The sequence below is a fragment of the Vreelandella arcis genome, from assembly GCF_900103865.1.
GTDB lineage: Bacteria > Pseudomonadota > Gammaproteobacteria > Pseudomonadales > Halomonadaceae > Vreelandella > Vreelandella arcis.
This window is the reverse complement of the sequence record NZ_FNII01000003.1, coordinates 144,047-169,396: the sequence shown is the minus strand read 5'-3', so window position 1 is coordinate 169,396 and position 25,350 is coordinate 144,047. Positions and strand designations below refer to the sequence as shown.

The 25,350-nt window shown below is 55.9% G+C and carries 28 protein-coding genes; 12 read left to right on the top strand and 16 right to left on the bottom strand.

Features of this window, described 5'->3' with window-relative positions; genetic code table 11:
- Positions 1-9: 9 nt before the first annotated feature.
- From hisG to BLR97_RS04470, 8 genes are all read right to left on the bottom strand, one after another.
- The gene (hisG, locus tag BLR97_RS04505) at positions 10-666 is read right to left on the bottom strand and encodes an ATP phosphoribosyltransferase (RefSeq protein ID WP_089702937.1); all 657 of its coding nucleotides are present in this window, start codon (positions 664-666) and stop codon (positions 10-12) included.
- Between the two features lie 28 nt (positions 667-694).
- On the bottom strand, positions 695-1,957 hold the full coding sequence (gene murA / locus BLR97_RS04500; RefSeq protein ID WP_089702935.1) for a UDP-N-acetylglucosamine 1-carboxyvinyltransferase: 1,263 nt from the start codon (positions 1,955-1,957) through the stop codon (positions 695-697).
- A gap of 10 nt (positions 1,958-1,967) precedes the next feature.
- Positions 1,968-2,219 carry a BolA family protein gene (locus BLR97_RS04495; RefSeq protein WP_089702933.1) on the bottom strand — a complete coding sequence of 84 codons (252 nt, stop codon included), beginning with the start codon at positions 2,217-2,219 and terminating at the stop codon, positions 1,968-1,970.
- Positions 2,220-2,316: 97 nt separating this feature from the next.
- The gene (locus tag BLR97_RS04490; RefSeq protein WP_089702931.1) at positions 2,317-2,655 is read right to left on the bottom strand and encodes an STAS domain-containing protein; all 339 of its coding nucleotides are present in this window, start codon (positions 2,653-2,655) and stop codon (positions 2,317-2,319) included.
- On the bottom strand, positions 2,652-3,287 hold the full coding sequence (locus BLR97_RS04485; protein WP_422821908.1) for an MlaC/ttg2D family ABC transporter substrate-binding protein: 636 nt from the start codon (positions 3,285-3,287) through the stop codon (positions 2,652-2,654). Before BLR97_RS04485 ends, BLR97_RS04490 begins: the two co-directional genes overlap by 4 nt.
- 118 nt (positions 3,288-3,405) lie before the next feature.
- Positions 3,406-3,870: an outer membrane lipid asymmetry maintenance protein MlaD gene (gene mlaD / locus BLR97_RS04480; protein ID WP_089702927.1), complete on the bottom strand. Its 465-nt coding sequence runs from the start codon at positions 3,868-3,870 to the stop codon at positions 3,406-3,408.
- Positions 3,871-3,887: 17 nt separating this feature from the next.
- Positions 3,888-4,688, bottom strand: a complete 801-nt coding sequence (gene mlaE / locus BLR97_RS04475) for a lipid asymmetry maintenance ABC transporter permease subunit MlaE (RefSeq protein WP_089702925.1) — start codon at positions 4,686-4,688, stop codon at positions 3,888-3,890.
- Positions 4,685-5,509, bottom strand: a complete 825-nt coding sequence (locus tag BLR97_RS04470) for an ABC transporter ATP-binding protein (RefSeq protein ID WP_089702924.1) — start codon at positions 5,507-5,509, stop codon at positions 4,685-4,687. Before BLR97_RS04470 ends, mlaE begins: the two co-directional genes overlap by 4 nt.
- A gap of 288 nt (positions 5,510-5,797) precedes the next feature.
- Here BLR97_RS04470 and BLR97_RS04465 point away from each other — a divergent pair, with 288 nt between their 5' ends.
- The 10 genes from BLR97_RS04465 to BLR97_RS04420 all read left to right on the top strand — a co-directional run bounded on the left by BLR97_RS04465 (position 5,798) and on the right by BLR97_RS04420 (position 12,893).
- The gene (locus BLR97_RS04465; RefSeq protein WP_089702921.1) at positions 5,798-6,781 is read left to right on the top strand and encodes a KpsF/GutQ family sugar-phosphate isomerase; all 984 of its coding nucleotides are present in this window, start codon (positions 5,798-5,800) and stop codon (positions 6,779-6,781) included.
- Between the two features lie 20 nt (positions 6,782-6,801).
- Positions 6,802-7,338 (top strand): KdsC family phosphatase, encoded by a 537-nt coding sequence (locus tag BLR97_RS04460; protein ID WP_089702919.1) that lies wholly within the window; start codon positions 6,802-6,804, stop codon positions 7,336-7,338.
- A gap of 6 nt (positions 7,339-7,344) precedes the next feature.
- Complete coding sequence (gene lptC / locus BLR97_RS04455) at positions 7,345-7,923, top strand: LPS export ABC transporter periplasmic protein LptC (protein ID WP_089702918.1); 579 nt, start codon at positions 7,345-7,347, stop codon at positions 7,921-7,923.
- Between the two features lie 3 nt (positions 7,924-7,926).
- Positions 7,927-8,421 carry a lipopolysaccharide transport periplasmic protein LptA gene (lptA, locus tag BLR97_RS04450; RefSeq protein ID WP_089702916.1) on the top strand — a complete coding sequence of 165 codons (495 nt, stop codon included), beginning with the start codon at positions 7,927-7,929 and terminating at the stop codon, positions 8,419-8,421.
- Positions 8,422-8,431: 10 nt separating this feature from the next.
- Complete coding sequence (gene lptB, locus BLR97_RS04445; protein ID WP_089702914.1) at positions 8,432-9,181, top strand: LPS export ABC transporter ATP-binding protein; 750 nt, start codon at positions 8,432-8,434, stop codon at positions 9,179-9,181.
- 104 nt (positions 9,182-9,285) lie between these two features.
- Positions 9,286-10,701 (top strand): RNA polymerase factor sigma-54, encoded by a 1,416-nt coding sequence (locus tag BLR97_RS04440; protein ID WP_089702912.1) that lies wholly within the window; start codon positions 9,286-9,288, stop codon positions 10,699-10,701.
- 86 nt (positions 10,702-10,787) lie between these two features.
- Entirely contained in the window at positions 10,788-11,096 is a 309-nt protein-coding gene (gene hpf, locus BLR97_RS04435; protein ID WP_071692811.1) for a ribosome hibernation-promoting factor, HPF/YfiA family, read from the top strand.
- A 4-nt stretch (positions 11,097-11,100) separates the two neighbouring features.
- Positions 11,101-11,574 carry a PTS sugar transporter subunit IIA gene (locus tag BLR97_RS04430; RefSeq protein ID WP_089702910.1) on the top strand — a complete coding sequence of 158 codons (474 nt, stop codon included), beginning with the start codon at positions 11,101-11,103 and terminating at the stop codon, positions 11,572-11,574.
- A 96-nt stretch (positions 11,575-11,670) separates the two neighbouring features.
- Entirely contained in the window at positions 11,671-12,552 is an 882-nt protein-coding gene (gene rapZ / locus BLR97_RS04425; protein WP_089702908.1) for an RNase adapter RapZ, read from the top strand.
- Between the two features lie 71 nt (positions 12,553-12,623).
- Entirely contained in the window at positions 12,624-12,893 is a 270-nt protein-coding gene (locus tag BLR97_RS04420; protein ID WP_089702906.1) for an HPr family phosphocarrier protein, read from the top strand.
- A gap of 3 nt (positions 12,894-12,896) precedes the next feature.
- On the opposite strand, the gene pmbA is transcribed toward BLR97_RS04420, so the two are convergent.
- Positions 12,897-14,237, bottom strand: a complete 1,341-nt coding sequence (gene pmbA / locus BLR97_RS04415) for a metalloprotease PmbA (protein WP_089702904.1) — start codon at positions 14,235-14,237, stop codon at positions 12,897-12,899.
- A 95-nt stretch (positions 14,238-14,332) separates the two neighbouring features.
- Between pmbA and yjgA the strand changes: the two genes are divergently transcribed.
- Positions 14,333-14,851, top strand: a complete 519-nt coding sequence (gene yjgA / locus BLR97_RS04410; protein WP_089703210.1) for a ribosome biogenesis factor YjgA — start codon at positions 14,333-14,335, stop codon at positions 14,849-14,851.
- 6 nt (positions 14,852-14,857) lie between these two features.
- On the opposite strand, the gene tldD is transcribed toward yjgA, so the two are convergent.
- From tldD to BLR97_RS04375, 7 genes are read right to left on the bottom strand one after another with little or no spacing between them, the layout of a single operon-like run.
- Positions 14,858-16,309 (bottom strand): metalloprotease TldD, encoded by a 1,452-nt coding sequence (tldD, locus tag BLR97_RS04405; RefSeq protein ID WP_089702901.1) that lies wholly within the window; start codon positions 16,307-16,309, stop codon positions 14,858-14,860.
- Positions 16,306-20,175 (bottom strand): YhdP family phospholipid transporter, encoded by a 3,870-nt coding sequence (locus BLR97_RS04400; protein WP_089702899.1) that lies wholly within the window; start codon positions 20,173-20,175, stop codon positions 16,306-16,308. Before BLR97_RS04400 ends, tldD begins: the two co-directional genes overlap by 4 nt.
- A gap of 3 nt (positions 20,176-20,178) precedes the next feature.
- On the bottom strand, positions 20,179-21,642 hold the full coding sequence (gene rng / locus BLR97_RS04395) for a ribonuclease G (RefSeq protein ID WP_089702897.1): 1,464 nt from the start codon (positions 21,640-21,642) through the stop codon (positions 20,179-20,181).
- 18 nt (positions 21,643-21,660) lie between these two features.
- Complete coding sequence (locus BLR97_RS04390; RefSeq protein ID WP_089702895.1) at positions 21,661-22,260, bottom strand: Maf family protein; 600 nt, start codon at positions 22,258-22,260, stop codon at positions 21,661-21,663.
- A gap of 44 nt (positions 22,261-22,304) precedes the next feature.
- Positions 22,305-22,793: a rod shape-determining protein MreD gene (gene mreD, locus BLR97_RS04385; RefSeq protein WP_089702894.1), complete on the bottom strand. Its 489-nt coding sequence runs from the start codon at positions 22,791-22,793 to the stop codon at positions 22,305-22,307.
- A complete protein-coding gene (gene mreC / locus BLR97_RS04380; RefSeq protein ID WP_089702892.1) occupies positions 22,794-23,732 on the bottom strand; it encodes a rod shape-determining protein MreC in 939 nt (312 codons plus the stop codon).
- A 24-nt stretch (positions 23,733-23,756) separates the two neighbouring features.
- Positions 23,757-24,794 carry a rod shape-determining protein gene (locus tag BLR97_RS04375; protein ID WP_089702890.1) on the bottom strand — a complete coding sequence of 346 codons (1,038 nt, stop codon included), beginning with the start codon at positions 24,792-24,794 and terminating at the stop codon, positions 23,757-23,759.
- Between the two features lie 229 nt (positions 24,795-25,023).
- Between BLR97_RS04375 and gatC the strand changes: the two genes are divergently transcribed.
- Positions 25,024-25,311, top strand: a complete 288-nt coding sequence (gatC, locus tag BLR97_RS04370; protein WP_089702888.1) for an Asp-tRNA(Asn)/Glu-tRNA(Gln) amidotransferase subunit GatC — start codon at positions 25,024-25,026, stop codon at positions 25,309-25,311.
- Positions 25,312-25,350: the final 39 nt, after the last annotated feature.

Genomic DNA, 25,350 nt, shown 5'->3' with positions numbered 1-25,350 from the left:
AACCTCACGTTAGTCGGCGGGCGATATCGTTTTGCGCTTGGCAACAGCCTGCTCAAGGCGTGCTAATAGTGGCTTGATCCTTGCGTGCTTCATGGTCATCGCGGCTTTGTTGGCAACCAGGCGCGTACTAATCGGGGCAATCAATTCACGCGGCTCCATGCCATTGGCACGTAGGGTATTGCCGGTATCCACGATATCGACGATTTCATCGGCCAAATTCATCAACGGTGCCAGCTCCATCGCGCCGTAAAGCTTAATAACGTCGGCTTGAATACCCTGCTCGGCATAGTAGCGCCGGGCAATATTGACAAACTTGGTCGCCACGCGACGACGCGCTAGCTTGGGTGGCTCCCCGGTGACGCCAGCGGTCATTAGCTTGCAGCGTGCGATGTCTAGATCAAGGGGTTCGTAAAGCCCTTCGGCACCATGCTCCAATAAGACATCTTTCCCAGCCACCCCCAGATCCGCCGCCCCCAACTGCACGTATGTGGGGACGTCCGTAGCTCTAATCACGACAAATTTAACATCGGGTAAATTGGTATCAAATAGAAGCTTACGGCTTTTGTGCAGATCCTCTATGGGGGTGATACCCGCGTCGGCCAGTAGCGGCAGGGTTTCATCCAGAATGCGCCCTTTCGAGAGCGCGACAATTAACTGATTACTCATTTTGTTTGCCAATGGTTGAGGGCCAGGCTCAGCCAGGAATTCGCCGGATACGCGCACCCAATAGCTGTAACTTTTCTTCAATGCATTCGTAGCCGCGGTCGATATGATAAATCCGATCGACCAGCGTTTCGCCTTGGGCCATCATGGCGGCAATCACCAACGATGCTGAAGCACGTAAATCCGTCGCCATCACCGGGGCGCCGGAAAGTGTCTCGACACCGTTAATCAAGGCGGCATTGCCTTCTAACACGATGTCTGCGCCCATGCGGTTTAACTCTTGAACGTGCATGAAACGGTTCTCAAAAATCGTTTCCACGACGCGCGACGACCCTTCAGCGACAGCATTCATCGCCACAAATTGGGCTTGCATATCCGTGGGAAACGCGGGGTAAGGCGCGGTGCGTATGTTAACTGCGCGGGGGCGCTTACCGTGCATATCCAGGCCAATCCAGTCATCGCCTGAGGTAATCTCGGCGCCGGCTTCTTCCAGCTTAGCAAGTACCGCTTCAAGGATATCCGCTCGCGTACGCTTGACCTTTACACGGCCCCCGGTCATGGCCGCTGCCACGAGAAACGTACCAGTTTCGATGCGGTCGGGCATGACATTGTGGTGACATCCGCTCAGCGACTCGACCCCTTCGATGGTGATGGTATCGCTGCCATGACCACTGATGCGCGCGCCCATTTTATTAAGGCACTCAGCCAGATCCACCACCTCGGGTTCACGGGCGGCGTTTTCCAGCACCGTTACACCGTCAGCCAGGGTCGCGGCCATCAATAAATTTTCCGTTCCGGTCACCGTCACGGTATCAAAATAAATCGTTGCCCCCTTCAGGCGCCCATCGACACGCGCGCGGATGTAACCGGCTTCAACGCGAATCTCAGCGCCCATGGCTTCTAAACCACGAATATGGAGATCCACGGGACGCGAGCCAATCGCACAGCCGCCCGGCAAAGATACATCGGCTTTACCGAAGTGCGCCAACAACGGCCCCAGCACCAGGATTGAGGCGCGCATCTTTTTAACCAGCTCGTAAGGCGCATGGCAATGGGTTACCTGCGAACCGTCTAACTGGATGGTGAGATTGTCACCCATGACCGGCTCAACTCCCATGCGGCCGAGCAGTTCAAGCGTCGTGGTAATGTCTTGCAAGTGCGGTAAGTTGCCGATCACCACCGGGCCTTTGGCCAACAAGCTGGCACAAAGAATAGGCAGCGCTGCGTTTTTAGCACCGCTGGCCCAAACTTCACCATCAACCGACCCATTGCCGGTAATAATTAGTTTATCCATAAGGTAACCGTTACTGAGTGTTTTCAGCGGCTGTCTGCCACTGCGCGGGGGTGTACGTTTTGATACTGATGGCGTGCAACGCACCCGACGCAATCTCATCACTCAGCGCGGAATAGACCAGCTGTTGGCGCTTAACGGGCGACAACCCTTCAAAGGCGTCACCCACTGCAATCACCTGGAAATTACAGCCTTCACCCTGAATATGGAACTGGCATCCGTCGATACGCGATTCGAGCAGGGCTTTCACCTCATGGGGTTGCATAGGTCAGAGACTCCTTAAAGGATTGGGTAACATGATAGATGGACATCAAGGGGAGGACATCATAAAGAAAAGCCCGCTGTTTGGCGACGCCCAGGGATTAGTGGACAGGCTTTTCATCCGGCGATTTGATCAATGCGTCTAGCTCCGCCAGCCCCGCAAGCCGCTCAAGCGGCGCTGAAAGCGCAATAGCCGTCACGTCGATATGTTGCTGGTGACAGGTACGCAGCCACTGTAATAAAACGCTTAGCGCAACGTTTCGCGGTGTTGCCACATCGCTAAAATCAAACGATACCGCCGCAGGCAGCTGGCTGACCAACCAACGACTGCCCTCAGCGGCAAGCGCTGCCGCCGAGGTAACGTCCACATCTCCCCTTACGCTCAAACCGTCGGCTTGATGATGGAGCGACACATCGCGATCGGTATAAATTACCGTCACGCATCGCCTCCTTCTTTCATCTCGTCAACGCCAACCTCCGGTGACCAGCCCTCAATAACCGCGTCATAGTCACGGTTATTGTCGCGCATCGCTTGATCAAACTGATTACGGAAGGTCAGCCCTAAATTAATGCCGTTAACAATCACATTGACCACACGCCACTCACCGTCTGACAAGCGGAGACTGTAGTTAACAGGATACACATCGCCGTTGGTGCCAATCACTTCCATAGCCACACTGGCGCGATCTTCTTCACGCTGCGGACGCTGATCATCAAGTACGCGAATATCTTCGTAGTCAAAGGTCACCAAGCCACGCGCATAGGTATCGATCAGCGTCTTACGGAACACATCGACAAAACGGCTACGCTGCTCTGGCGAGGCATTGCGGAAATAAATGCCCATCACGCTAGCGCCGATGTAACGGAAGTCCGCCACTTCTTCGAGGCTTTCATCTACTTTTTGTTTTAGCTCATCAATATTGTCTTCGTAGTACGCCTCGCGCCCCTCAAGCTGCTCCATAAACTCGTTTATATTGTCGCGGATAATCGCCTCAGGCGACGCGGACTGAGCACTTGCCGATAGCGGCATTAGCGTGACGAGTAGCGCGGCGAAAAAGCCAACCCCCGTCATTAACGACCATTTTTTTGCCAACATCATTTTCTCCTTCTCCCGAGGGCGAATACACCCGCCACACCACCTTTAGCATCGGCTGGCACGTAACACGGCAAATCACTCGCTATTGCAACGGTTAATTCGTTGCCATATTGGATATAAATTGCTGAATAAGTTCTTCAAGCACCAGCGCTGATTGCGTATCACGGATTGTTTCGCCAGCTTCTAACATTTCGGGATCCCCTCCCATACTCAACCCAACGTACTGCTCGCCTAGTAAGCCTGATGTCAAAATAGCGGCCGTGGCATCGCGGGAAATCTGACCCTCCAGCTCACTGTCCAGGTTTAGCGTTACCCGTGCATCATACCACTTGGTATCGAGCTCAATGGCATCGACGTGGCCGACCGTCACGCCAGCCATCGAGACTCGTGCACGAGGCTTTAACCCGCCAATATTGGAAAAATGCGCGTCTAGCTGAAAAGTGTTCGACGGCCCTGAAAAGCTAAGGCCACTGACGCGCAGCCCCAAAAACACCATTCCCAGAACACCCACTAATATAAACAGGCCGACGCCAAACTCCATGGTTCTACTTCGCTTCATGAAACTGCTCCAGCTAATCAGAGGCCGCCGAACATCACGGCGGTTAATATGAAATCAAGCCCCAGCACCGCGAGTGACGAGTAGACGACAGTGCGCGTCGTGGCTCGGGAAATACCTTCAGAAGTGGGTATCAAGTCGTACCCCTGGAAAACCGCAATCCAGGTAACCACTACCGCGAACACGATACTTTTAAGCATGCCGTTGCCAATATCGTTAATAAATCCCACGCTAGCCTGCATATTGCTCCAATAGGAACCTTCAAATACGCCAAGCCATTCAACCCCGACGAGATAGCCGCCCCAGATCCCCACAACGCTAAACCCAACGGTGAGAATCGGCAGCGCCACTACACCCGCCCAAAATCGCGGCGCAACCACTCTTCGCAGTGGATCGACACCAATCATTTCCATGCTGGTTAACTGTTCGGTGGCTTTCATCAAGCCGATCTCGGCGGTCAGCGCCGACCCCGCCCGTCCAGCAAAGAGTAACGCGGCAACCACCGGGGACAACTCACGCAACAGCGAAAGCGCCACCATCTGCCCCAACGCATCCTCTGCACCGAAATCGATCAGAATAGTGTAGCCCTGCAGTGCCAGCACCATGCCGATAAACAGCCCCGATACCAGCACAATAGCGAGCGATAAGACCCCAACAAAGTGCAGCTGCCGTATCCATAAGCGAACACCCTCGGCCGACGGCACTCCCACCGCGGACTGAGCGAGGAATACCCCGGCACGGCCTAGCGATTCCACCGCATCACAGCTACGCCGACCCAACCGGGTGATTCGCGAAGCGATCTGCCCCTGCTTTGTCGTCATGTCGCCTCTCCCTGGTTAGCTACCTCACCCAGCATATCCTGGTAAAACGCGGAGGCTGGATAATGGAAAGGAACGGGGCCATCAGGCTCACCGTGTATAAATTGCTTAACCCAAGCATCCTGATTGACCTCAAGGTCAGCGGGCGTTCCATGCGCCACCACGTGGCCTTCAGAAATAAAGTAAATATAATCGGCAATGGTTAATGTCTCCTTGATATCGTGAGACACCACCACCGATGTCAGATTTAACGCTTGGTTAAGTCGTTTAATCAACTGAACGAGCACCCCCATGGAAATCGGGTCTTGCCCGACAAAGGGCTCATCATAAAGAATCAACTCTGGGTCTAGCGCTACGGCGCGGGCCAGCGCGACGCGCCGGGCCATCCCTCCGGATAGCTCGGCAGGGGTAAGATCCCGCGCGCCGCGCAACCCCACTGCCTGAAGCTTCAGCAGAACCAAATCGCGAATCATGGCATCGGGTAGATCCGTGTGGACGCGCAGCGGAAACGCAACGTTTTCGTATACATCTAAGTCCGAAAACAGTGCACCGCTTTGAAACAGCATGCCCATTCGCTGGCGAAGTGAAAATAGTGCCTTACGCGACAACCGATGAACGTCTTCCCCATCGATTAAAACGCGACCTCTATCGGGCGTCAGCTGCCCACCAATCAGCTTTAGCAAGGTGGTTTTACCTGTGCCGCTTGGCCCCATGATCGCCGTGACTTTGCCGCGGGGAATGGTCATATTCACCCCACGAAAAATCTCGTTATCACCCCGCGAAAAATAAAGGTTCTCAACTTCAATAAAAGGGACATTACTCATGGAACCATCAACTCTCGCATTAGCTGCGTATTAATTTGGGCAGAGCGTTGGCACACCACGCCGCTTGCTCTGACATAGAATGAAAGCGCGACTAATTGTGAAAAGTCACTTGGTCATACACAGGACTAAGAGAAGTGTAAAAACCATTATCGAACAACGTATTCTAACCCCACCCGACGTCGACAAGCGAGCATCCGTTCGCCTCTCGACAAAACGAGGGACAAAGTCCACTCAGTCAATGTTATTCTTGTGCTTTGTTTGTCATTTAAACGAGCCACGCCATTGCCCATGTCAGCAACAACCGACGCTACGCCGTATCGCCAAAGCGCTTTGCGCACACTCAATATTGAACAGGCCGCCATTGCAGGCCTAGTCAATAAACTCGATGCGCACTTTGACCATGCCTGTGAGCTCATATTGGCCTGCCAAGGTCGCGTGGTCGTTACCGGTATGGGTAAGTCAGGTCATATCGCCGGTAAAATCGCCGCGACCTTGGCAAGCACCGGCTCACCGGCATTTTTCGTCCACCCCGGTGAAGCCAGCCACGGCGATCTTGGTATGATTACCCGAAGCGACGTGGTCATTGCCCTCTCCAACTCCGGTGAAACCGCCGAAGTCACCGCATTACTGCCGCTGCTCAAGCGTCTTGGTACGCCTCTCATCAGCATGACGGGCCGCCCTTCCTCGACCCTGGCTCAGCACGCGGATGCCCACCTCAACAGCAGTGTCGATCGCGAGGCTTGCCCGCTAGATCTTGCCCCGACAAGCTCGACGACCGCGGCGTTAGCGCTAGGTGATGCGCTCGCCGTGGCGCTATTAGAGGCTCGCGGTTTTACCGCCGAGGATTTTGCCTTATCGCACCCCGGCGGTAGTTTAGGGCGAAGACTGTTACTGCGCGTTCGCGACCTAATGCATCAAGGCGAACGCCTACCGCAAGTGCCGCTGGGTAGCCCGCTGCGCGATGCACTGATTGAGATCACCCGACAAGGGCTGGGCTTTACTTGCGTGGTAGACCCTAACGGCCAGTTAGCCGGCGTATACACGGATGGTGACCTACGCCGTACGCTGGATAATTTCCTCGATTTACGCGATGTGCGAGTGGATGACGTCATGACACGGCCGGGCAAGCGTATTGCCCCCGACCTGCTGGCGGCGGAAGCTGTGCGTATCATGGAAGACAACCGCATAACGGCGCTCGCCGTCGTTGATGAACAGCAGCGCCCTATTGGCGCTCTACACATGCATGACCTGCTCGCCAGCGGCGTCATTTAACTAAATCGACCGGAGGCTCAATGACCCCTTCAGCTGACCTACTCGACCGACTCCGTCGTGTCCGTTTATTTGCCCTGGATGTGGACGGTGTGCTCACCGACGGACGGCTATATTTTCAAGCCGATGGTGTCGAAATTAAAGCGTTTCACACTCAAGACGGCCATGGCCTCAAGCTGCTTAAACGGGCGGGTATTTCAGTCGCTTTGATCACCGGCCGTGACTCGCCCATGGTCAGCCAACGCGCCGCGGCATTGGGCATTCCCCATGTTTTCCAAGGCTGCGAGAATAAATTGACTACCTTACGCGGGCTTTGCCAGCAACTGGGGCTTGACCTCCCCCAAGTGGCTTACTGTGGCGACGATCTGCCCGACCTTGCCAGCATTAAACGAGCGGGCGTGGGCATTACCGTCCCCAACGCGCCTGACTACATGCACACCCATGCCGACTGGGTCACCGAACGCCTCGGCGGGCACGGCGCTGTCCGCGAAATATGTGACACTTTGTTGGACGCCCAAGGCCACTGGGGCGCGGTTATCGACACTTACCTACACGGCTAGGACAACATGTTAAAGCGATTGCGCACGCGCTTGGGGCTTTTGTTAATAGTCCTTACGCTTGGTGGAGCTCTGGTATGGCTGGATCCTGGCGGCCCTCAAACCGTCACCCCCGACCCCGAAGCTCGGGCGGAAGAGCCAGGCCATGTGCTCCACAATGCCGAGCTAACGCTGTTTGACGAACAGGGCAATATTCAGCAGGGGCTAACCACGCCCCTTCTAACCCACACGGCTCAGTCCGCCACCACGCAAGCGGAAACCCCGCACGCCACGCTTTACGACAGCGAGCGACGTGTGTGGAACGCGACCTCAGAGGTCGGCACGCTCAACACCCGCTCCCAGATACTGACAATGACCGGAAATGCACAGCTAATCGCCCCTGACGAAGGCTGGCAACTGGATACAGAGGTGCTGCACTATGATGGCCAGAACGCCCATGCGTGGAGCGACACCCACGTGCTACTACAACAGCCACCTCAGCGCATGACCGCGCAGCGGATGGATGCATGGTTCAATGACGACGAGGTGCGTCTTGAAGAAAACGTCCAAGGCTACCACCCTCCCGAGACGCAACCCGGACAGGAATAAATCATGAAAGCGCTTATCTACACGGCCATCGCAGCCGCCTGCTTGGTGCCGCTTCACGCCACGGCCGATAACCACCAGCAACCGGTTGAGGTCGTCGCCGATCAACTCGACCTGGATCAACGGGCTGGCACGGCTGTTTACACCGGCGACGTGGAAGTTCGTCAAGGCAACATGCTGATTAAAGGCGACGAAGTGCAAATCCAGCGCAACGACGAAGGCGAGCTTTCGCGGGCCACTGCCCTGGGTGAACGTGCTTATTTGCGACAGCATCCCGAGGATCAAGATGCCCCGATGGAAGGCTGGGGACGCCGGGTGGTTTACCACGTTGCCGAGCGCCGGGTTGAATTGATTGATCAGGCTGAAATCATCCAGCGCGGTGACCGCTTCACCGGCGGTTACTTGGAGTACTTCATCGACCGCGAAGTTATTCAAGCCCGCTCTGACGTCGAGAACCAAGAATCCCAACGCATCCGTATGACGCTGCAACCTGAGGAATAAGGAGAGCCCGATGGTAGCTGCCGCCGACAGTGCGACCCGAACGCTACACGCCCGTCACCTAGCCAAAAGCTACAAGCGGCGACGGGTTGTAAAAGACATCAACCTGGATATTTCACAAGGCAGCATCGTGGGATTACTCGGCCCCAATGGGGCGGGCAAAACGACATCGTTTTACATGATTGTAGGCCTGGTCAAAGCGGATGCCGGGAGCGTGGGTATTGACACCCTCGATCTATCCCGCGCGCCCATGCACGAGCGCGCCAAAGCCGGCATTGGCTATTTACCCCAGGAAGCATCAATCTTCCGCAAGCTCTCCGTCGCCGACAATATCATGGCGATTTTACAAACCCGCAGCGACCTAGATCGTGCTGGGCGAGAATCGCGCCTGGAAACACTGCTGGAAGAATTCCATATTACCCATATCCGCAACAATATGGGCATGAGCCTTTCTGGTGGCGAACGGCGCCGTGTTGAGATTGCCCGCTCACTTGCCACCGAACCGGCCTTTATTCTTCTAGATGAACCCTTCGCCGGCGTCGATCCTATTTCCGTCGGCGACATCAAGTCGATTATCCGCGCATTGAAAGACCGTGGCATTGGCGTATTAATCACCGACCACAACGTGCGCGAAACACTGGATATTTGCGATGAGGCCTATATTGTCGGCGACGGGAACATTATTGCCAACGGCTCGCCCGACGCTATTCTTGACAACCAAGAGGTGCGCGATGTTTACCTAGGTGCTGATTTCCGTCTGTAAAGACAGCAATGGCATATTTATTGCCAATGGCATGCTTATTGCACTTGCACCGAAACACAACTCACACTAGGGTGGAATCTTTCCGATAATCGAGTGGTTCTCAGATGGTCATGAAAGCTTCTCTTCAGTTGCGGATCGGCACCCAGCTCACCATGACACCCCAGCTGCAGCAGGCGATTGCCCTTCTGCAGCTTTCAACACTCGATTTACGTCAGGAAATCCAGCAGGCGCTGGACGCCAATCCCATGCTCGATCAAGAGGATGAGTTCAGCGAACAAGCCGCTAGCGAACCGGAAGATACCGAATGGGCCGATAGCATTCCCACAGAGCTATCGGTAGACAGCGACTGGTCTGATACCTACCAAGACCTCGGCGGCAGCAGCAGCTCAAGCGGTGAAGGCCCCGATTTCGAACGCCAAGCGGCAGGGCAAAGCCTACACGGTCATCTCCTCTGGCAACTGGCCATGACCGACCTGAGTAGCCGCGAACAGCTGGTGGCCGAGAGCCTTATTGATGCGCTGGACGCTAACGGCTATCTCACTCAGCCCCTCAATGACATACGCGAGGGACTCCGCGCCCAAGGGCTGGACGGACTGAGTCAACGCGAAGTTGAAACCATCCTGATGCGCCTTCAACAGTTCGAGCCGACCGGCGTATTTGCCCGCGATCTCCGTGAATGTCTAATGCTGCAGCTCGCGGCGCTACCCGACGACACGCCACTGTTAATACCTGCGCGCCGTCTGGTTCGCCAGTTTCTGGAAGCCTTGGGTAAAAATGACCAGCGGCTACTCAAGCGACGTTTAAGCTTGGACGAAGCGCAATTAGACGAAGTCATCCAACTGATCAGAAGCCTGGATCCCCGCCCTGGCAGCGCCTATAGCGCCACTGACGACAGCTACGTTATTCCTGACTTAGTCGTCCGCCACGATAACGAAGGCTGGCACTTGGAGCTTAACCAAGAGGCGCTGCCCAAACTTAGAATTCAGCCCGACTACGCCGGCCTGATCAAGCGCGCGGACAAAAGCCAGGATAACCAATTCCTCAAAGATCATTTACAGGAAGCCCGCTGGTTAATCAAAAGCTTGTCCAGCCGCAATGACACACTGCTTCGCGTTGGTCGAGAGATTATCACCCGCCAAATCGGCTTTTTGGAGCACGGGGAAGAAGCCATGAAGCCTCTGATCCTGGCTGATATTGCCGAAGCGGTGGAAATGCACGAGTCGACGATCTCCCGGGTCACTACGCAAAAATTCATTCATACCCCACGGGGTATTTTTGAGCTCAAATATTTCTTTTCCAGCCAAATTAGCGGACAAGACGGTGATAGCCATTCAAGCACTGCGATTCGTGCACGGCTGAAAAAATTAATTCAGGAAGAATCCCCCGGCAAACCCTTGTCAGATAGCCGTTTGGTTACCCTTCTGGGAGACGCAGGCATCCATGTAGCGCGACGTACGGTGGCTAAATATCGTGAAGGCATGGGCATTCCCTCCTCAAGCGAGCGGCGCCGTTTGCGTTAGATATAAGGAAACTCATCGCAAGGGCTTTGCTTAACGGCAAAAAGGGTTACAATCGAAGTACAGTCCGATGGATAAGGAGTACGTCAATGCAAGTCAATATCACTGGTCATCATGTAGATCTGACTGACGCCTTGCGTGACTATGTCAACGAGAAGCTGGAACGCGTTGAACGCCACTACGACAATATTACGACCGTACAGGTCACTCTTTCAGTCGAAAAAGAGCGCCAGCAGGCTGCCTGCACGTTACACGCTGCAGGCGCTGACTTGCACGCGGAAGCCCTCGACAGCGATATGTACGCCGCCATTGACGCCCTAGCGGACAAAATTGATCGACAACTCGTAAAGCATAAGGAAAAAGCACAAGCCCGCGCCCAAGGCGCAGGTGTGCGTTAATTCAATGACGTTGGCCACTATCCTCCCCCCGGAGCGCGTTCTATATGACGTGCCTGGGGGCAGCAAAAAACGGGTGCTGGAGTTTTTCAGCACCTTCATCGCGCAAAATATTCCAAGTCTCGACAGCCAGGAAGTGTTCAGCCGTTTAATTGGCCGTGAACGTTTAGGTAGTACGGGGATTGGTAATGGCGTGGCAATTCCTCACGCGCGCAGCCCGCATTGCGAGACACCCATCGCTGGCTTTCTAAAGCTTAACGAAGCGGTCGATTTCGACGCCATTGACGGCGATCCGGTCGATCTGGTGTTTGTGTTACTCGTGCCTGAAGAAGCCGACGACACGCACCTCGCCTTGTTAGGCCAAGTTGCCTCGATAATGAACGATGCTGACACGCGCCAGCAGCTACGAAAAACGGCAAGTCAGCGTGAGTTGCTTGACCTTATCTCTGCCAAAATTCGCGATCAAGCCGCCGCCCAGTAATACAGCAAGGCCGTCTGCCGCCTTTTGATAGGCAAGCCACTCGCCCCTATCGCGGGTATTTACCTACGTTAATTGACCGCAAGCAAGAGAGCTCTCATGCAACTCGTCATTATTAGTGGCCGCTCAGGCTCAGGTAAATCAATTGCCTTGCAGGCGCTGGAAGATCTCGGCTATTACGCCATCGACAACCTGCCGGCCATGCTATTGGATTCATTGGTCGATGAACTACGTGATCAAAGTGAGCGGACGCACTTGGCGGTCAGTATCGACGCGCGCAACTTGCCCGGCGCGCTGGCCAAGCTGCCTAAGTTACTCGAAGAACTTCGGCAACGAAGCATCGAATGCCAGATTGTCTATCTGACCACCGATGCACGCATTTTGCTAGAGCGCTATTCAGCCACGCGCAGACGCCACCCATTAACACGTAACAGTTCGCTCACGCTTGAAGAAGCCATCGATAAAGAAGAGCAAACGTTACACGAAATTCGTGACCTGGCCGATCTAACCATTGATACATCACGACTTTCAGTGCATGACCTGCGTCGGCGAATCACCGATCAAGTGGCGCACCAGCGGCGTGATCAACTGACACTGACCTTTGAATCATTCGGCTATAAACGCGGCGTCCCCCTTGATGCGGACATTGTCTTCGACGTGCGCTGCCTCCCCAATCCCTACTGGGATCCATCTTTGCGCTCGTCCAACGGCCGCGACGCCGACATCATCGCGTTTTTATCCAGCTACCCGCTTGTCGACGACATGGCTAATGACATTCAGGCGTGGCTTGAGCGCTGGCTACCTGCGTATCAAAACAGCCAGCGCAGCTATATGACCGTCGCCATTGGATGCACTGGTGGGCAGCACCGCTCAGTCTATATGGTTGAGCAACTGGCGCAGCGGCTCTCTCGGCAAATGGGCGAAACCCAATTGCGTCACCGGGAGTTGGGCCTACAATACACGGTCAATGCGTCGCAATAAGCGCCGAGTAGCCCACATGATAACGGTCGTCATCCATCAACCACGCCCCCTAGCAGCCAAAAGGAAACAGGGTGCCAGAACGTAAACTAATCCTTACCAACCAACGCGGCCTTCACGCCCGCGCCGCGACAAAACTCGTTCAGTGTAGTCAACAGTTTGAGGCTAATGTGCGTGTCTTAAAACAGCACCAGGAAGCCGATGCCGCCAATATTATGGCACTTCTCATGCTGGCAGCTCCCTGCGGCACCGAACTGTGCATCAAAGCCGACGGGGATGACGCCGAACAAGCGCTGGATGCCATTCAAGCGCTGTTCGACGCACGTTTTGATGAAGACAAGTAGGTGCTAATGACCGGCGATGGTCATCCCTTCAATCAGCCAACTGCCGGAATGGATGCTACCGCGACGGTCAATGTCATCGCCAACACCTATCAAGTCCGCAAACATACGCTCTAAATTACTCGCAATGGTAAACTCTTCAATCGGGTATTGAACGACGCCTTTTTCGACCCAGAAACCGGCGGCACCGCGGGAATAGTCACCGGTCACGCCGTTAATACCCTGCCCCATTAGCTCAGTTACCCAGACCCCGGTGCCCATCTGTTCGAGCAGCGACGCCTGAGTCGATAACGGGGCGGTAATGCGCATGTTGCGAGCGCCGCCAGCGTTGCCCGTTGTGGTCATTCCCAAGCGCCGCGCGCTATACGATGACAGCATGTAGCTGGCAATTTTCCCGTGTTCGATAAAGCGGTTATTGCGCGTTTGCACACCCTCCCCATCAAACGGAGAGCTAGCCGTCGCGCCTACCTCCATCGGCCGCTCTTCCAGATTAAACCAATCGGGAAATAAAGGTGTGTTTAGCCGATCGCACAAGAAAGAGGCTTGACGATAAAGCGCACCACCCGCCAAGGCGCCCATTAAATGCCCCACTAAACCACTCGCCATGCTCGGATCGAACAGCACCGGGTAAGTGCCTGTCGGCGGCCGCTTGGCACCTAGCCGACGCAGGGTTCGCCGAGCTGCTTCGCGCCCGACAGTAGCCGGATCAGCCAATTCCCTAGGATCGCGTGCCGAAGTGTAGTCCATGTCGCGCTGCATGCCTTTATCGTCTTCGGCAATCAGCATGCAAGACAGAGAATGACGGCTGCCTTTCTGAGTGCCGATAAAGCCGTGGCTGTTGGCATAAATGCGAACGCCTTCACCACTCGACAGCGAGGCACCGTCCGACTGCGTAATCCCCGACACTTCTCGGCCCGCTTGCTCGCAGTTTAATGCAAGCTCGATGGCCTGATCGGTGGTTAAGTCCCAAGGGTGATGAACGTGTAAATCGGGCAGATCGGTCGCCATTAACGCCGCATCGGCTAACCCCGCCGCGGGGTCTTCCCCTGTATAGCGGGCAATCGAGAGGGCTTTTTCGACGGTTGCTTGTAGCGAGGCTTCACTGGCATCCGATGACGATGCACTGCCCTTGCGCTGACCGATATAAACGGTGATGGCAATGCCCTGATCGCGGGACAGTTCAACCGTTTCCACTTCACCTTGACGGACACTGACCCCGATTCCCTGATCAACACTGGCGCCCACTTCAGCGGCATCGGCGCCCAGCCGTTTGGCCATGGCTAACGCGCCTTCAGCGCGGTGGGTAAGCAGTGCCTGCTGGGCAGATGCATCGAACGCTTGAGCCATACAATCTCCTTAACTACCGACATCGTCGGCAGATCAATATTGAGCATCGCAGCCTGATATAATAGAGCTACGAATTCTGTTAATGAGAACCCATGATGCCAAAACAACGCCCCGAGCCCTTAGACGACGACACGGCAGAGCGCCCCAGCAAGTCTCAGATAAAGCGCGAAATGCACGCACTCCAAGCTTTAGGGGAGTCGTTAATCGCCATGCAGCCCGCGCAGCGGGCACGTTTCCCGCTGTCCGATGACATGCTGCGGGCGATCGACGAAACCGCTCGCATACGCTCCCATGAAGGACGCCGCCGGCATATGCAATACGTCGGCAAATTAATTCGCAAAGAAGACCTCGCCGCCATCCAAGCCGTTTTCGATAATATCGAACAAGAAAAACAGCAGCGTGACCATGCGTTTCATCGGCTTGAAAAGTGGCGTGACCGGCTGATTGACGAGGGTGACGCGGCGGCCGAGCTGTGGCTCAACGAGCACCCGGACACCGACCGACAAACTCTGCGCCAATTGATCCGTAACGCCCAGCGCGAACGTGACCAAAACAAACCACCGGCCAGTGCTCGCAAGCTCTTCCAGCTATTACGCGATACCGCTCAGCTGTAAACTTTTTTACGACTGCGTGCCGCCTACGGTCAGCTCGTCAACTTTTAACGTCGGCTGACCCACCCCCACCGGCACGCCCTGACCTTCTTTTCCGCACACGCCAATACCGGTATCCAGCGCCATGTCGTGGCCGATCATTGATACGCGGCTCATGGCCTCAGGGCCGTTGCCAATTAGCGTCGCGCCTTTGACAGGAGCCGTCACACGGCCATCTTCGATCAAATAGGCTTCACTTGCTGAGAATACAAATTTGCCGGAGGTGATATCGACCTGACCGCCGCCAAAGCTGACTGCGTAAATGCCCCGTTTAACACTCTTAATAATATCGCTGGGCGCGTCTTGCCCCGCCAGCATTACCGTGTTGGTCATGCGCGGCATGGGTAAATGCGCAAAGGATTCGCGTCGCGCATTGCCGGTGGGCGACATCCCCATCAAGCGGGCATTCAGCTTATCCTGCATATAGCCGGTCAAAACGCCGTCTTCAATAAGCGGGGTATACTGACCGGGAGTGCCCTCGTCATCGACGCTTAAAGAGCCCCGGCAATCGCTTAGCGTGGCATCATCCACCACGGTAACGCCTTTCGAGGCAACGCGTTGGCCCATCAGGCCTGCGAATGCCGAACTGCCTTTGCGGTTAAAGTCACCTTCTAGGCCATGGCCTACCGCTTCATGGAGCAAAATGCCGGGCCAACCCGCGCCTAATACCACCGGCATTTGCCCGGCAGGCGCATCCACCGCCTCAAGGTTGACTAGTGCTTGGCGCACGGCCTCTTTGGCATAGCGCTCTGCGACGTGTTCATCGCGCAGCCGCGACATTGAATAACGCCCGCCGCCGCCAGCGCTACCACGTTCGCGTCGCCCATTTTTGACGGCGATGACACTGACATTGAAACGCACCAGGGGGCGAATATCGGCCGCGAGCGTGCCATCACTGGCATTCACAAGCACGACTTCATAGGTGCCGGAAAGCGATGCACTAACCTGGCTGACGCTAGGGTCGGCCGCCCGTGCAACGCGGTCAGCCTCTTTTAACATCGCCACTTTATCGTCGGCGCTCAGGCCCGCAAGCGGGTCTACACCTGCATAATAGGATGCCGCGGTCACTGGCTTAAAGGCTTGTCCTGGTAGGCGCTTACCGCTACGCACAATCCCGGACGCCGTACGCCCCGTATCCATCAAGGCATCGGCGGTAATCTGGTTAGAGTAGGCAAAGCCGGTTTTTTCGCCGGCCAATGCACGCACGCCGACACCACCGTCGATGTTATAGTTTGCCTCTTTAACCTCACCATCCTCGAGCACCCAACCTTCTTGCCAGGTGCGCTGAAAATACAGGTCGGCGTAATCCACACCGGGACCTGTGGCATAGCCCAAGCCACTTTCTAGGGCGTCAAGGTCTAACCCCCCGGGCGTGAGCAAAATTGAAACAGCCGTCTGTAAATCACTAGTGTGTTCGGTCATCGAGAACCTTCTAAGGTAACTTGCGGCGAGGCCCACGGCCCCTCCACACGGTAATAAAGCGTGGTCGCCTGATCCAAGGTATCGCCAAACAGCTGGTCAGCTAGAAATAGGGCACCCCCGACAACGGGCGCGCCAATCGCGATAGCTGCCATCGGCAAATTTTGGCTTACCGGCAATGCGACGCCAAGGCGTTGGTCAAGTTCACGGTGGACCAGGTCAACGGTTCCACGAAGCGTTAGCGTGGCGGCTGGTGCATCAATTTGCAATGGACCGCGTAGCATCAGTTGGCCTGCGGCGATATCGGCTGCACCATGCACACGATCAAACGCTGTGCCTTGGCCCGTCAGGTCAGAAAAATCTAAGCGTAGACGCCTTAAAATATTGTCAAAGTTCAAAAGCCCTACCAAACGCGCCGGGGCCGACTCCAGGGTAAGAAAACGTCCATCGCGTATGTCGATATTGATCTCGCCACCGGATCGCGCAAGATCCAACTGCCACGGGGCACCCGGCCACACTAACGTGGCGTCCGATTGGATGCTGCGACTGCGCATGGCAACCGGCTGATCCAGACGTTCAAGCGCGGTAGCGACATCACCGCCCCTGATGGCCAGTTCCGCCCGGGTTTGGCTGTTGGCGGCACCACCCTCCCAGTGAAGCGCGCCCGAAGCCGTCAATTGCCCCAGCGTTAAGCCGACTGGATCCAGCGAAATACCACCCTCATCGGCATGCCAAAAAGCGGTCAAGGGCCCCATTCGCTTACCTTCCAGCCGCATTTCGGAGAGCCGCAAACGACCATCGGGGAACTCGGCCAGCCAGCTAGGCAATGCCATGGGCGTTGGCGTGGCGGGGTGCTCTTTTTCAACCGCTTGTAACCAGGAGGATGGCGCAGGTACTTCCTGCTGATGGTTATCTCCCGACATGGCATTGACGATCGGATCCAATGATAGCTGCGAAAGGGCAATATCCAACGGATAGGGTTGCGCCGCCCGATACTCAACCCGTCCCGTCACTAGGTCGCTGTCGAGCATCAGCGCAGCATTACCGTCACGCAGGTCGCCCTCGGCCGTGCCGCCGCCGAGGCAGTCTTGCTGATAAACCACACACGCGGTAGAGACCCGCAGCGAAAGCGGCGGTAGCCCTGACGTTGCTTCACTGGGTGTAGAAGCGCCTCCCCCCTCTATTAAAGGGGAAAGGGCGCGCTGCCAAGCAGCAAGATCCAGCCGCTCAACGTCAGCCACCAGATGCCAGCCGGATAGCGGCAGCGCATCAGTAGGCCGACGTGCTGCTTCGCCGAGTTGAACGCTGCCGGCCAATGCGCCTTGGCGGGTTTGAGCACTCAGGTAGGCCACATCGGCGAGCCGGCTTTCGATACGCAATGGCGTCAAATCTGCCGTCAACGTCCATGGCCAGGCTTGCTGTGTCGATTTGTTTAACGGAGCGGGTAGCTTGACCGCGACGCCTTGCCAATCGCTTTCCAGAGACAGTTGCGGACTAGGTGATAACCTTAGCTGTCCCTGCCAAGCGGCTCGACCCTCGGCAATCTGCGCCGACGCTTCAGAGCGCAAGCCTGCCAACCCCAGTAGTCCTTGAGCCGTCGCCTCGCCCTGAAGCGCAATCCCTTCGCGTCGCGTATCGATGGCCGCTTCAATCCCACTGTCGAATAGCTGCCCTTCCAATTGACCGACTAGGGCGTTTTGTTCGCCTCGCTGCTGCCAGGTGAGCTGTCCTTGTAGGTCGCTGATACGCTCGGCAAGTTCCGCATACCCCAGACGCATCCCTCTAGGCTGCACATTGACTTCCAAGACCATATCATTTTCATTCGCCAAGGACGTAGCCAGCGCCAGATCACCATCAAGTTCGCCTTGCAGGACAAGCTGGTTGAGATCGGGAATGTTGTCGTTAGGCATCGCCGCCAAAAACGCTAAGGCGTTTTGTCCGCTTGCCTGCCACTGCCCCGAGAGGTTGAGCATCTCGTCGTGTAGTCGTAATGCACCGCCGGTAATCATGACGCCTTGGCTTTGGGCGTGCTCCACCTCGGCCACCAAGGTTTTATCTTGCCACTGCAAACGCCCTACCACGCCGTCGAGTCGAGGCCAGCCTGGGGCAATCGGTAAGTAACCATCGCGCAGGCTCAGGTCGAGTGTCGTGGATATGGCATCATCAGCAACGTCGTCGCCTAACGGTTTACTGAGCTTTAGCGCCCCTTGCGTTACATAGCCACCTAGATCCCGGCCCAGCCATTCCTGGAGATCAGCATCCAACGCCTTCATCGGCACCCACTGGGCCAGTGGACGCTCCACGGCATCAACCTCCTGAAAATCGATATCCAGGCCGAAGTGACCCTGCTCAGCGTCAGTCACTAAACCAAAACCACCGGTGACGCGGGCGCCGTCCCAGTTCAGGGCAATGTCGCGCCCGCTGACTAACGCCCGCGGCCCATCGTAGACCCACTCCACCTGCCCCGTGGCACGCTGCAACTGCATGGGGGCATCAAACAGCTCGGGAAAGTAAAGCGTGCTTTCTTGGCGATTAGCAAACTGTACCCGCCCCCTAAAATCGCGCGCCTGCACCCAAGCATCCAACGGGCCGCCCCCCGGGGCCTGTTCCCACGGCAACACCTCAAGGTTACTGATCGCCGCATCAACGCCCCACTGCCCCTCACGTTGACCCAGACGCAGTCCTTCCACCTGGCCCCGCGGGGATAGCGTTTGCAATGCGCGGGTAACCGACTCGGGCAGCAAGATATAATCTCGCCATGCCGCAAGCGACGCTAATTCAAACGCACTGGTACGCAACTCCCATTCGTTCGGTTGATGGGTCAGGTACCAATGCCGCGGCAACGCAGGACCATCACTCACGCCCGCGGGTTGCGCCCACTCGACTTTTTGCGCATCGCCACTCAGCCAAGCTTCTCCACCATCGCCCTGTCGTTCCCATTGGCCTAGCGCTTCCACCTCTCTCAAGATAGCGCGCTGCACGTTATGTCTTAGCGTCAACTGGGGAATATCGACACCTACGCGCGCTTGATCCAACTGGCCTTTGTACCACTGTCCCCAAAGTCGTGCCTCGCCACCGGCTTGGGTAATCTTCGGCACATACTCGGGGCGCAGCACCTCGGCAAGCAGCGCCAAGTGATCTAACTTAACTTCCACATTTAACGCAGCAGAAAAATCGCGATAACCCTGCGCGCCGGGCTCGACTTCAGCCTGAACGAACGCCATCGGCAAGGGCGTTGAGGCGGCATCGTCTGCTTGATTGATAAGATTAATACTGCCTTCAAGCTGGGTACGCTGATCATCCCCCCCCAGCAGCACCGTGGGGACATGTAAGTCGATAGTATTATTCTCACCGTGCAACACGACGCGCGTATCCGCCACGCTTAACCGCTGACGTAGCAGAATACCCGTCCAGCGATCCAAGGCCGATAAATTGAGCTCAGGCTCCTGTTCGATAACCGGCAGTTTGGCGGGCGCAGGCCACCGCCATTCCTTACCTAACAGTTGATAGAGATGGAACTCAGTACCGCGGATGTCGGCATTACTGAAAATGGGTGCTCGAGCGACAAGCGATGCCCAGATATCCAAGCGTAGCGTGGCGTGAGCCAGTTTAAATAGCGGATAGCCATTGGGCGTTTGCGAGCTAACCCCACCCAACTTGAGTTCGATATCGTTGCGCTCAAAGGCTAATGAGAGCCGCTCAATGTTGACCGGCACCCCTACACGGGATTCAAGAAAGGCCTCAATACGCGGCGTCAGCGCATCCGCTTGACTCATCGCCAGGCGCAGCAACAACAACGTAATAGCAAGCGCCCCTAACCACCACGCGGCCACTCTCAACGCAATACGCACCACCGGGCGAGTCGTCATGGATTACATCAACACAATATCGTACTGCTCTTGAGAATAGTGCTGTTCCACTTGAAAGCGGATGGTCTTATTGATGAACGTTTCCAAGTCCGCCACGGCAGCCGACTCTTCATCCAATAAGCGGTCAACAACCGGCTGTGAAGCCAACACCATGTAAGTTTCTGCACTATAAGCCCTTTCCTCGCGGAGAATCTCGCGAAAAATTTCATAGCACACGGTCTCGGGCGTTTTGAGGGTGCCCCTTCCGCTACAGGTAGGACACGCTTCACACAGGGTTTGTTCGAGGCTTTCTCGGGTACGTTTACGCGTTAGCTGCACCAGGCCAAGCTCGGTGACGCCGGTACATTTTGTCTTGGCATGGTCACGTTCCAGAGCCTTTTCGAGCACACGCAATACCTGGCGCTGGTGCTCTACATCTTCCATATCGATGAAATCGATAATAATGATGCCACCGAGATTACGTAGCCGTAGCTGGCGGGCAATCGCCGTTGCCGCTTCCAAATTGGTTTTAAAAATCGTTTCTTCGAGGTTGCGATGGCCCACATAGCCGCCGGTATTGACGTCAATAGTGGTCATCGCCTCGGTCGGGTCGATCACCAAATAACCGCCCGACTTCAGCTGTACTTTTCGCCCTAGCGCTTTTTGAATTTCGTCTTCGACGCTATAGAGGTCAAAAATCGGCCGCTCGCCGGGATAGTACTCAATGCGATCCACCGCATCGGGCATAAATTCCTCGGCAAATTCCACCAGCTTGGCAAAATTTTCTCGCGAATCAATGCGGATCTTTTCGATATCGTCGCGCATCACATCACGTAAGGTGCGCATGAAAAGCGGCAAATCGTCGTAAATAACCGTGGAGGGGGCGGCGGTTATTTTCCGCTCGCTGACCTTGCGCCAAAGCCGCAACAAAAAATGCATGTCGCCGATTAACTCTTCATCGCCCACACCCTCAGCCGCCGTTCGGACAATAAATCCGCCGTTAACATCTAGGGTTTGTTCGCCAATACTGCTATCCAGCAACGCTTTGAGCCGTTCGCGTTCCCGCTCGTCTTCGATACGTTGGGAGACACCATGATGAGGCGAGTCAGGCATATAGACCAGGTAGCGCGAGGGAACCGAGAGATGCGTGGTTAAACGCGCCCCTTTACTTCCGATCGGGTCTTTAGTGGCTTGTACCACCAACGCCTGGCCTTCGTGAAGCAGCTGGCCGATGGTTTGCTGATCTTCAACGGGCGTCCCCGGCGGCATTACCTCGTGGGCGTGAATAAAAGCAGCACGTTCGAGACCAATATCGACAAAGGCAGCCTGCATTCCAGGCAACACGCGAACAATTTTGCCTTTGTAGATATTGCCGACGATACCGCGCCGACGAGAGCGCTCGATTAACGCCTCCTGCAGCACACCGTTTTCGACCAACGCCACGCGGGTCTCCATCGGCGTTAAATTAATCAGAACCTCACCGCTCATGCAAAAATCCTTGTGGGTTTACGCGGGTAAATGTCCATTCCATAACGGTACCCCCTGACGACGCAGCAAGCACGCTGTTTCAAAAAGTGGCAGCCCCACCACTGCTGAGTGGCTGCCTTCAATACGTTCGACAAACACCGACGCCATGCCCTGTATGGCATAGCTGCCCGCCTTGTCACACGGCTCGCCGGTTCGCCAATAGGCCGCTATTTCAGAGTCACTGATGTCCCGCAGCATTACCTGCGTGGCCACACTGCAAACCAACATGCCTTGAGGCCCGGTAACCGCGACGCCGGTCAAAACCGTGTGGCGGCGTCCCGAGAGCAGACGCAACATCCCAGCCGCGTGCGCCTCATCGTCGGGCTTACCTAAAATCTGACCGTCGATGACGAGCGCCGTATCAGATCCCAACGTCGGCAGCGGGGTCATCGAGCGTGCAGCGTGCGCTTTGGCCTGAGCCAAACGACGAACGTAATCCTCAGCGGGCTCATTGGCTAATGGCGTTTCATCAATGTCGCAAGGGTGAACCTGCACCGCGACACCGATCGACTCGAGCAATGCCCGGCGTCGCGGTGACGCAGAGGCCAGACATAAAACCGGCGCTAATTGCGATGACATACAGGCTCCAAACATTTCCACGGGGGACAGACATTAGATGGCTCTCACGCCCCTGAAAACCGACGCTGAAACGCCGCAAACATGGTCGCAAGCCAAGGCCATAGCACCGCGCTGATCAGCGACGAGGTTAAAAATGCCAGATGAATGGAAAAGTCGCCCACCAGAGTGCGCAACCACTGGTCGATCAGTTGCACCAACCCCAGCAACACAAGCACCAATAGCGCTTGCTGAACCAGTGAGTAGGCCCGAAATCGGGCATAAACCAGCGCGCAAAGAAACGCCAGCACGGAAAACATAATGGCATGCTGCCCCAGTGGCGTCCCTTCAATGAGATCGAGCAGAATCCCCAGCACAAAGCCGTGAAGAACGCCCACTTGATCCGGCGCACGCATGCACCAGTAAATCAGCATCAGGCCTAACCACTCTGGACGAAATACCTGCCATTCATCCGCCAGCGGCATGACTTGCAAACACAGTGCTATCAGCAGGGTAAACCAGACCACAATCAAAGGTGTCACCGGTGTGCGCGGCATTTAAGGCACCTCCTGAGAAGCCGATGCATCGTCGGGATTGGCCACCTGATGCGCACTTCTCAGCGCTTCTATTGAGACCCGCAGTGTGTCGTACCAGACTTGCTCCTCGGGCACTGGCGGCGGAGAAAGCAGCAGGAAGTGGCGAGAGCGTTTTAACTGCGCCATTGGTTCCGCAGTTACCTGGGCGAACGGCTGACCGGGGTCGTGAGCCACCTTATTGACACGGGCAACGGGATAACCCGGCGGGAACCGCCCTGCTAAGCCAGACGAGGTGAGCAAATCGCCGACACGGATATCGGCCGTATTGGGCACATGCAGTACGTTCACACGTCCATAACGACCCGCCCCTTGCACAATAAAGCGCAACCCGTTGCGATTAACTTGCACAGGCAGGGCGTGGCTAGCATCCGCCAATAACAACACGCGACTCGAATACGCCGAAACGGCTGTCACTTGGCCGACAAGCCCGGTGGCATCAATGACCGGCTGCCCAACATACGCGCCATGACGATGACCACGATCCACGACCATCTGATGACTGAAGGGATCATTGTCCAGCGACAGCAGTTCGGCGGACATGAAGGGGATATCGCGCTGCCGGGCGGCATCCAGCAAACGCCGTAGCTCAGCATTTTCTTTGGTGAGATTAGCCATCTGCTGCCCGCGGTGCGACAGGGTTAAGATTTGTTCACGCAGGCGACGATTTTCATCGACCAGCGCTTGCTGGTCGGACAGGGCCAACGACCCCCAATCCAAAACCCGGCTGGGCACGCCCACTACCCATTGGATAGGGGCGACCACCATCGACATCTGCGCACGCACGTTTTCCATACGCGTAAAGCGTTGGTCGACAAACATCAGCGCACTGGCAAATAGTACGCAGAAAAACAGCCGATATCCCGGTAAAGGGCCGTGCGAAAACAGCGGCTTAATAAGCAAATCCCCCGCAATTAACCGCTGCGATTAGTCGCTCGACAACAACTCAAAGGTATGCTGGTCGATCATTTCCAGCGCTTTACCACCACCGCGAGCAACACACGTCAGCGGATCTTCCGCGACGATGACAGGCAGGCCGGTTTCCTCGGCGATCAGCTTATCGATATCGCGCAGCAGTGCGCCGCCACCGGTCAACACCAGTCCACGCTCGGCAATATCAGATGCCAGCTCGGGCGGCGATTGCTCCAACGCATTTTTAACCGCCGATACAATAGAGCTCAACGTCTCTTGTAACGCTTCGAGAATCTCGTGGGAATTAAGCGTGAAGCTACGCGGTATCCCTTCGGCCAAGTTACGCCCGCGCACATCGATCTCGCGCAGCTCACCACCGGGGTAGGCGCATCCGATCTCTTCTTTAATGCGCTCGGCGGTTGCTTCACCAATCAAGCTGCCGTAATGGCGGCGCACATAGGCGATAATCGCCTCGTCGAAACGGTCGCCACCCACGCGAATAGACTCGGAATAAACGATACCGTTAAGCGATATAATCGCGATCTCGGTTGTGCCGCCACCGATGTCCACCACCATAGAGCCTTGTGCTTCCTCAACCGGAAGCCCGGCCCCAATCGCCGCCGCCATTGGCTCTTCAATCAGGTCAACACGGCGCGCGCCAGCCCCTTCGGCAGATTCACGAATGGCACGCCGCTCTACCTGGGTGGCCATGTAGGGAATACAAACCAAGACACGGGGGCTAGGGGTAATAAAGGTGCTTTGGTGCACTTTACGAATAAAGTGCTGAAGCATCTGCTCGGTGACGGTAAAGTCAGCAATAACGCCATCTTTCATAGGACGGATAGCGGTAATGTTACCCGGCGTGCGGCCTAACATGCGTTTAGCGTCGGCACCTACTGCTGCCACGCTGCGCATATTGCCGGATTGACGGATCGCAACGACGGATGGCTCATCAAGAACAATGCCACGACCGCGTACGTAAATCAGTGTGTTGGCCGTACCCAAGTCGATCGATAGATCGCTGGAAAACAGCCCCCTCAGACGTTTGAACATGGATGTTGTTACCTAGTGCAGACTGGGAACCCTGTGCGGATGCAAACGGTATCACCGCAACCCCCTGGCAGCAAGCACGAGTCACGCTAAACACTGCCCGTTCGTGCCAAGATGTGGTACCTTTTGCGGCTATTTTCCACGTCTGCCACACAAGACGTTATTTTGATGACTGATTGTATACCGCGTAATGCGGTCTATGTTCCATCACCTTCGCGAGGAATTTCCGATCATGGCGCTTGAAGACTCCCATGTGCGCCGGGCCGCCCACTTAGCCCGACTCGCCGTTAGCGATGAGCAAGCCAGCGACTTCGTAGAAGACCTGAGCCGAATTTTGGACATGGTCGACCAACTGCAAAGCGTCAATACTGATGGTGTCTCGCCGCTTGCCCACCCGCTCGATGCCACCCAGCGTCTGCGTGCCGATGAAGTCACAGAATCCAATCAGCGCGATAACTTCCAGCGCTGCGCACCAGCGGTAGAAAACGGCCTTTATCTTGTGCCCCGTGTGGTTGAGTAACCCCTCCGCATGGCAGTAGCCGCTTTTACCCTTACCTTT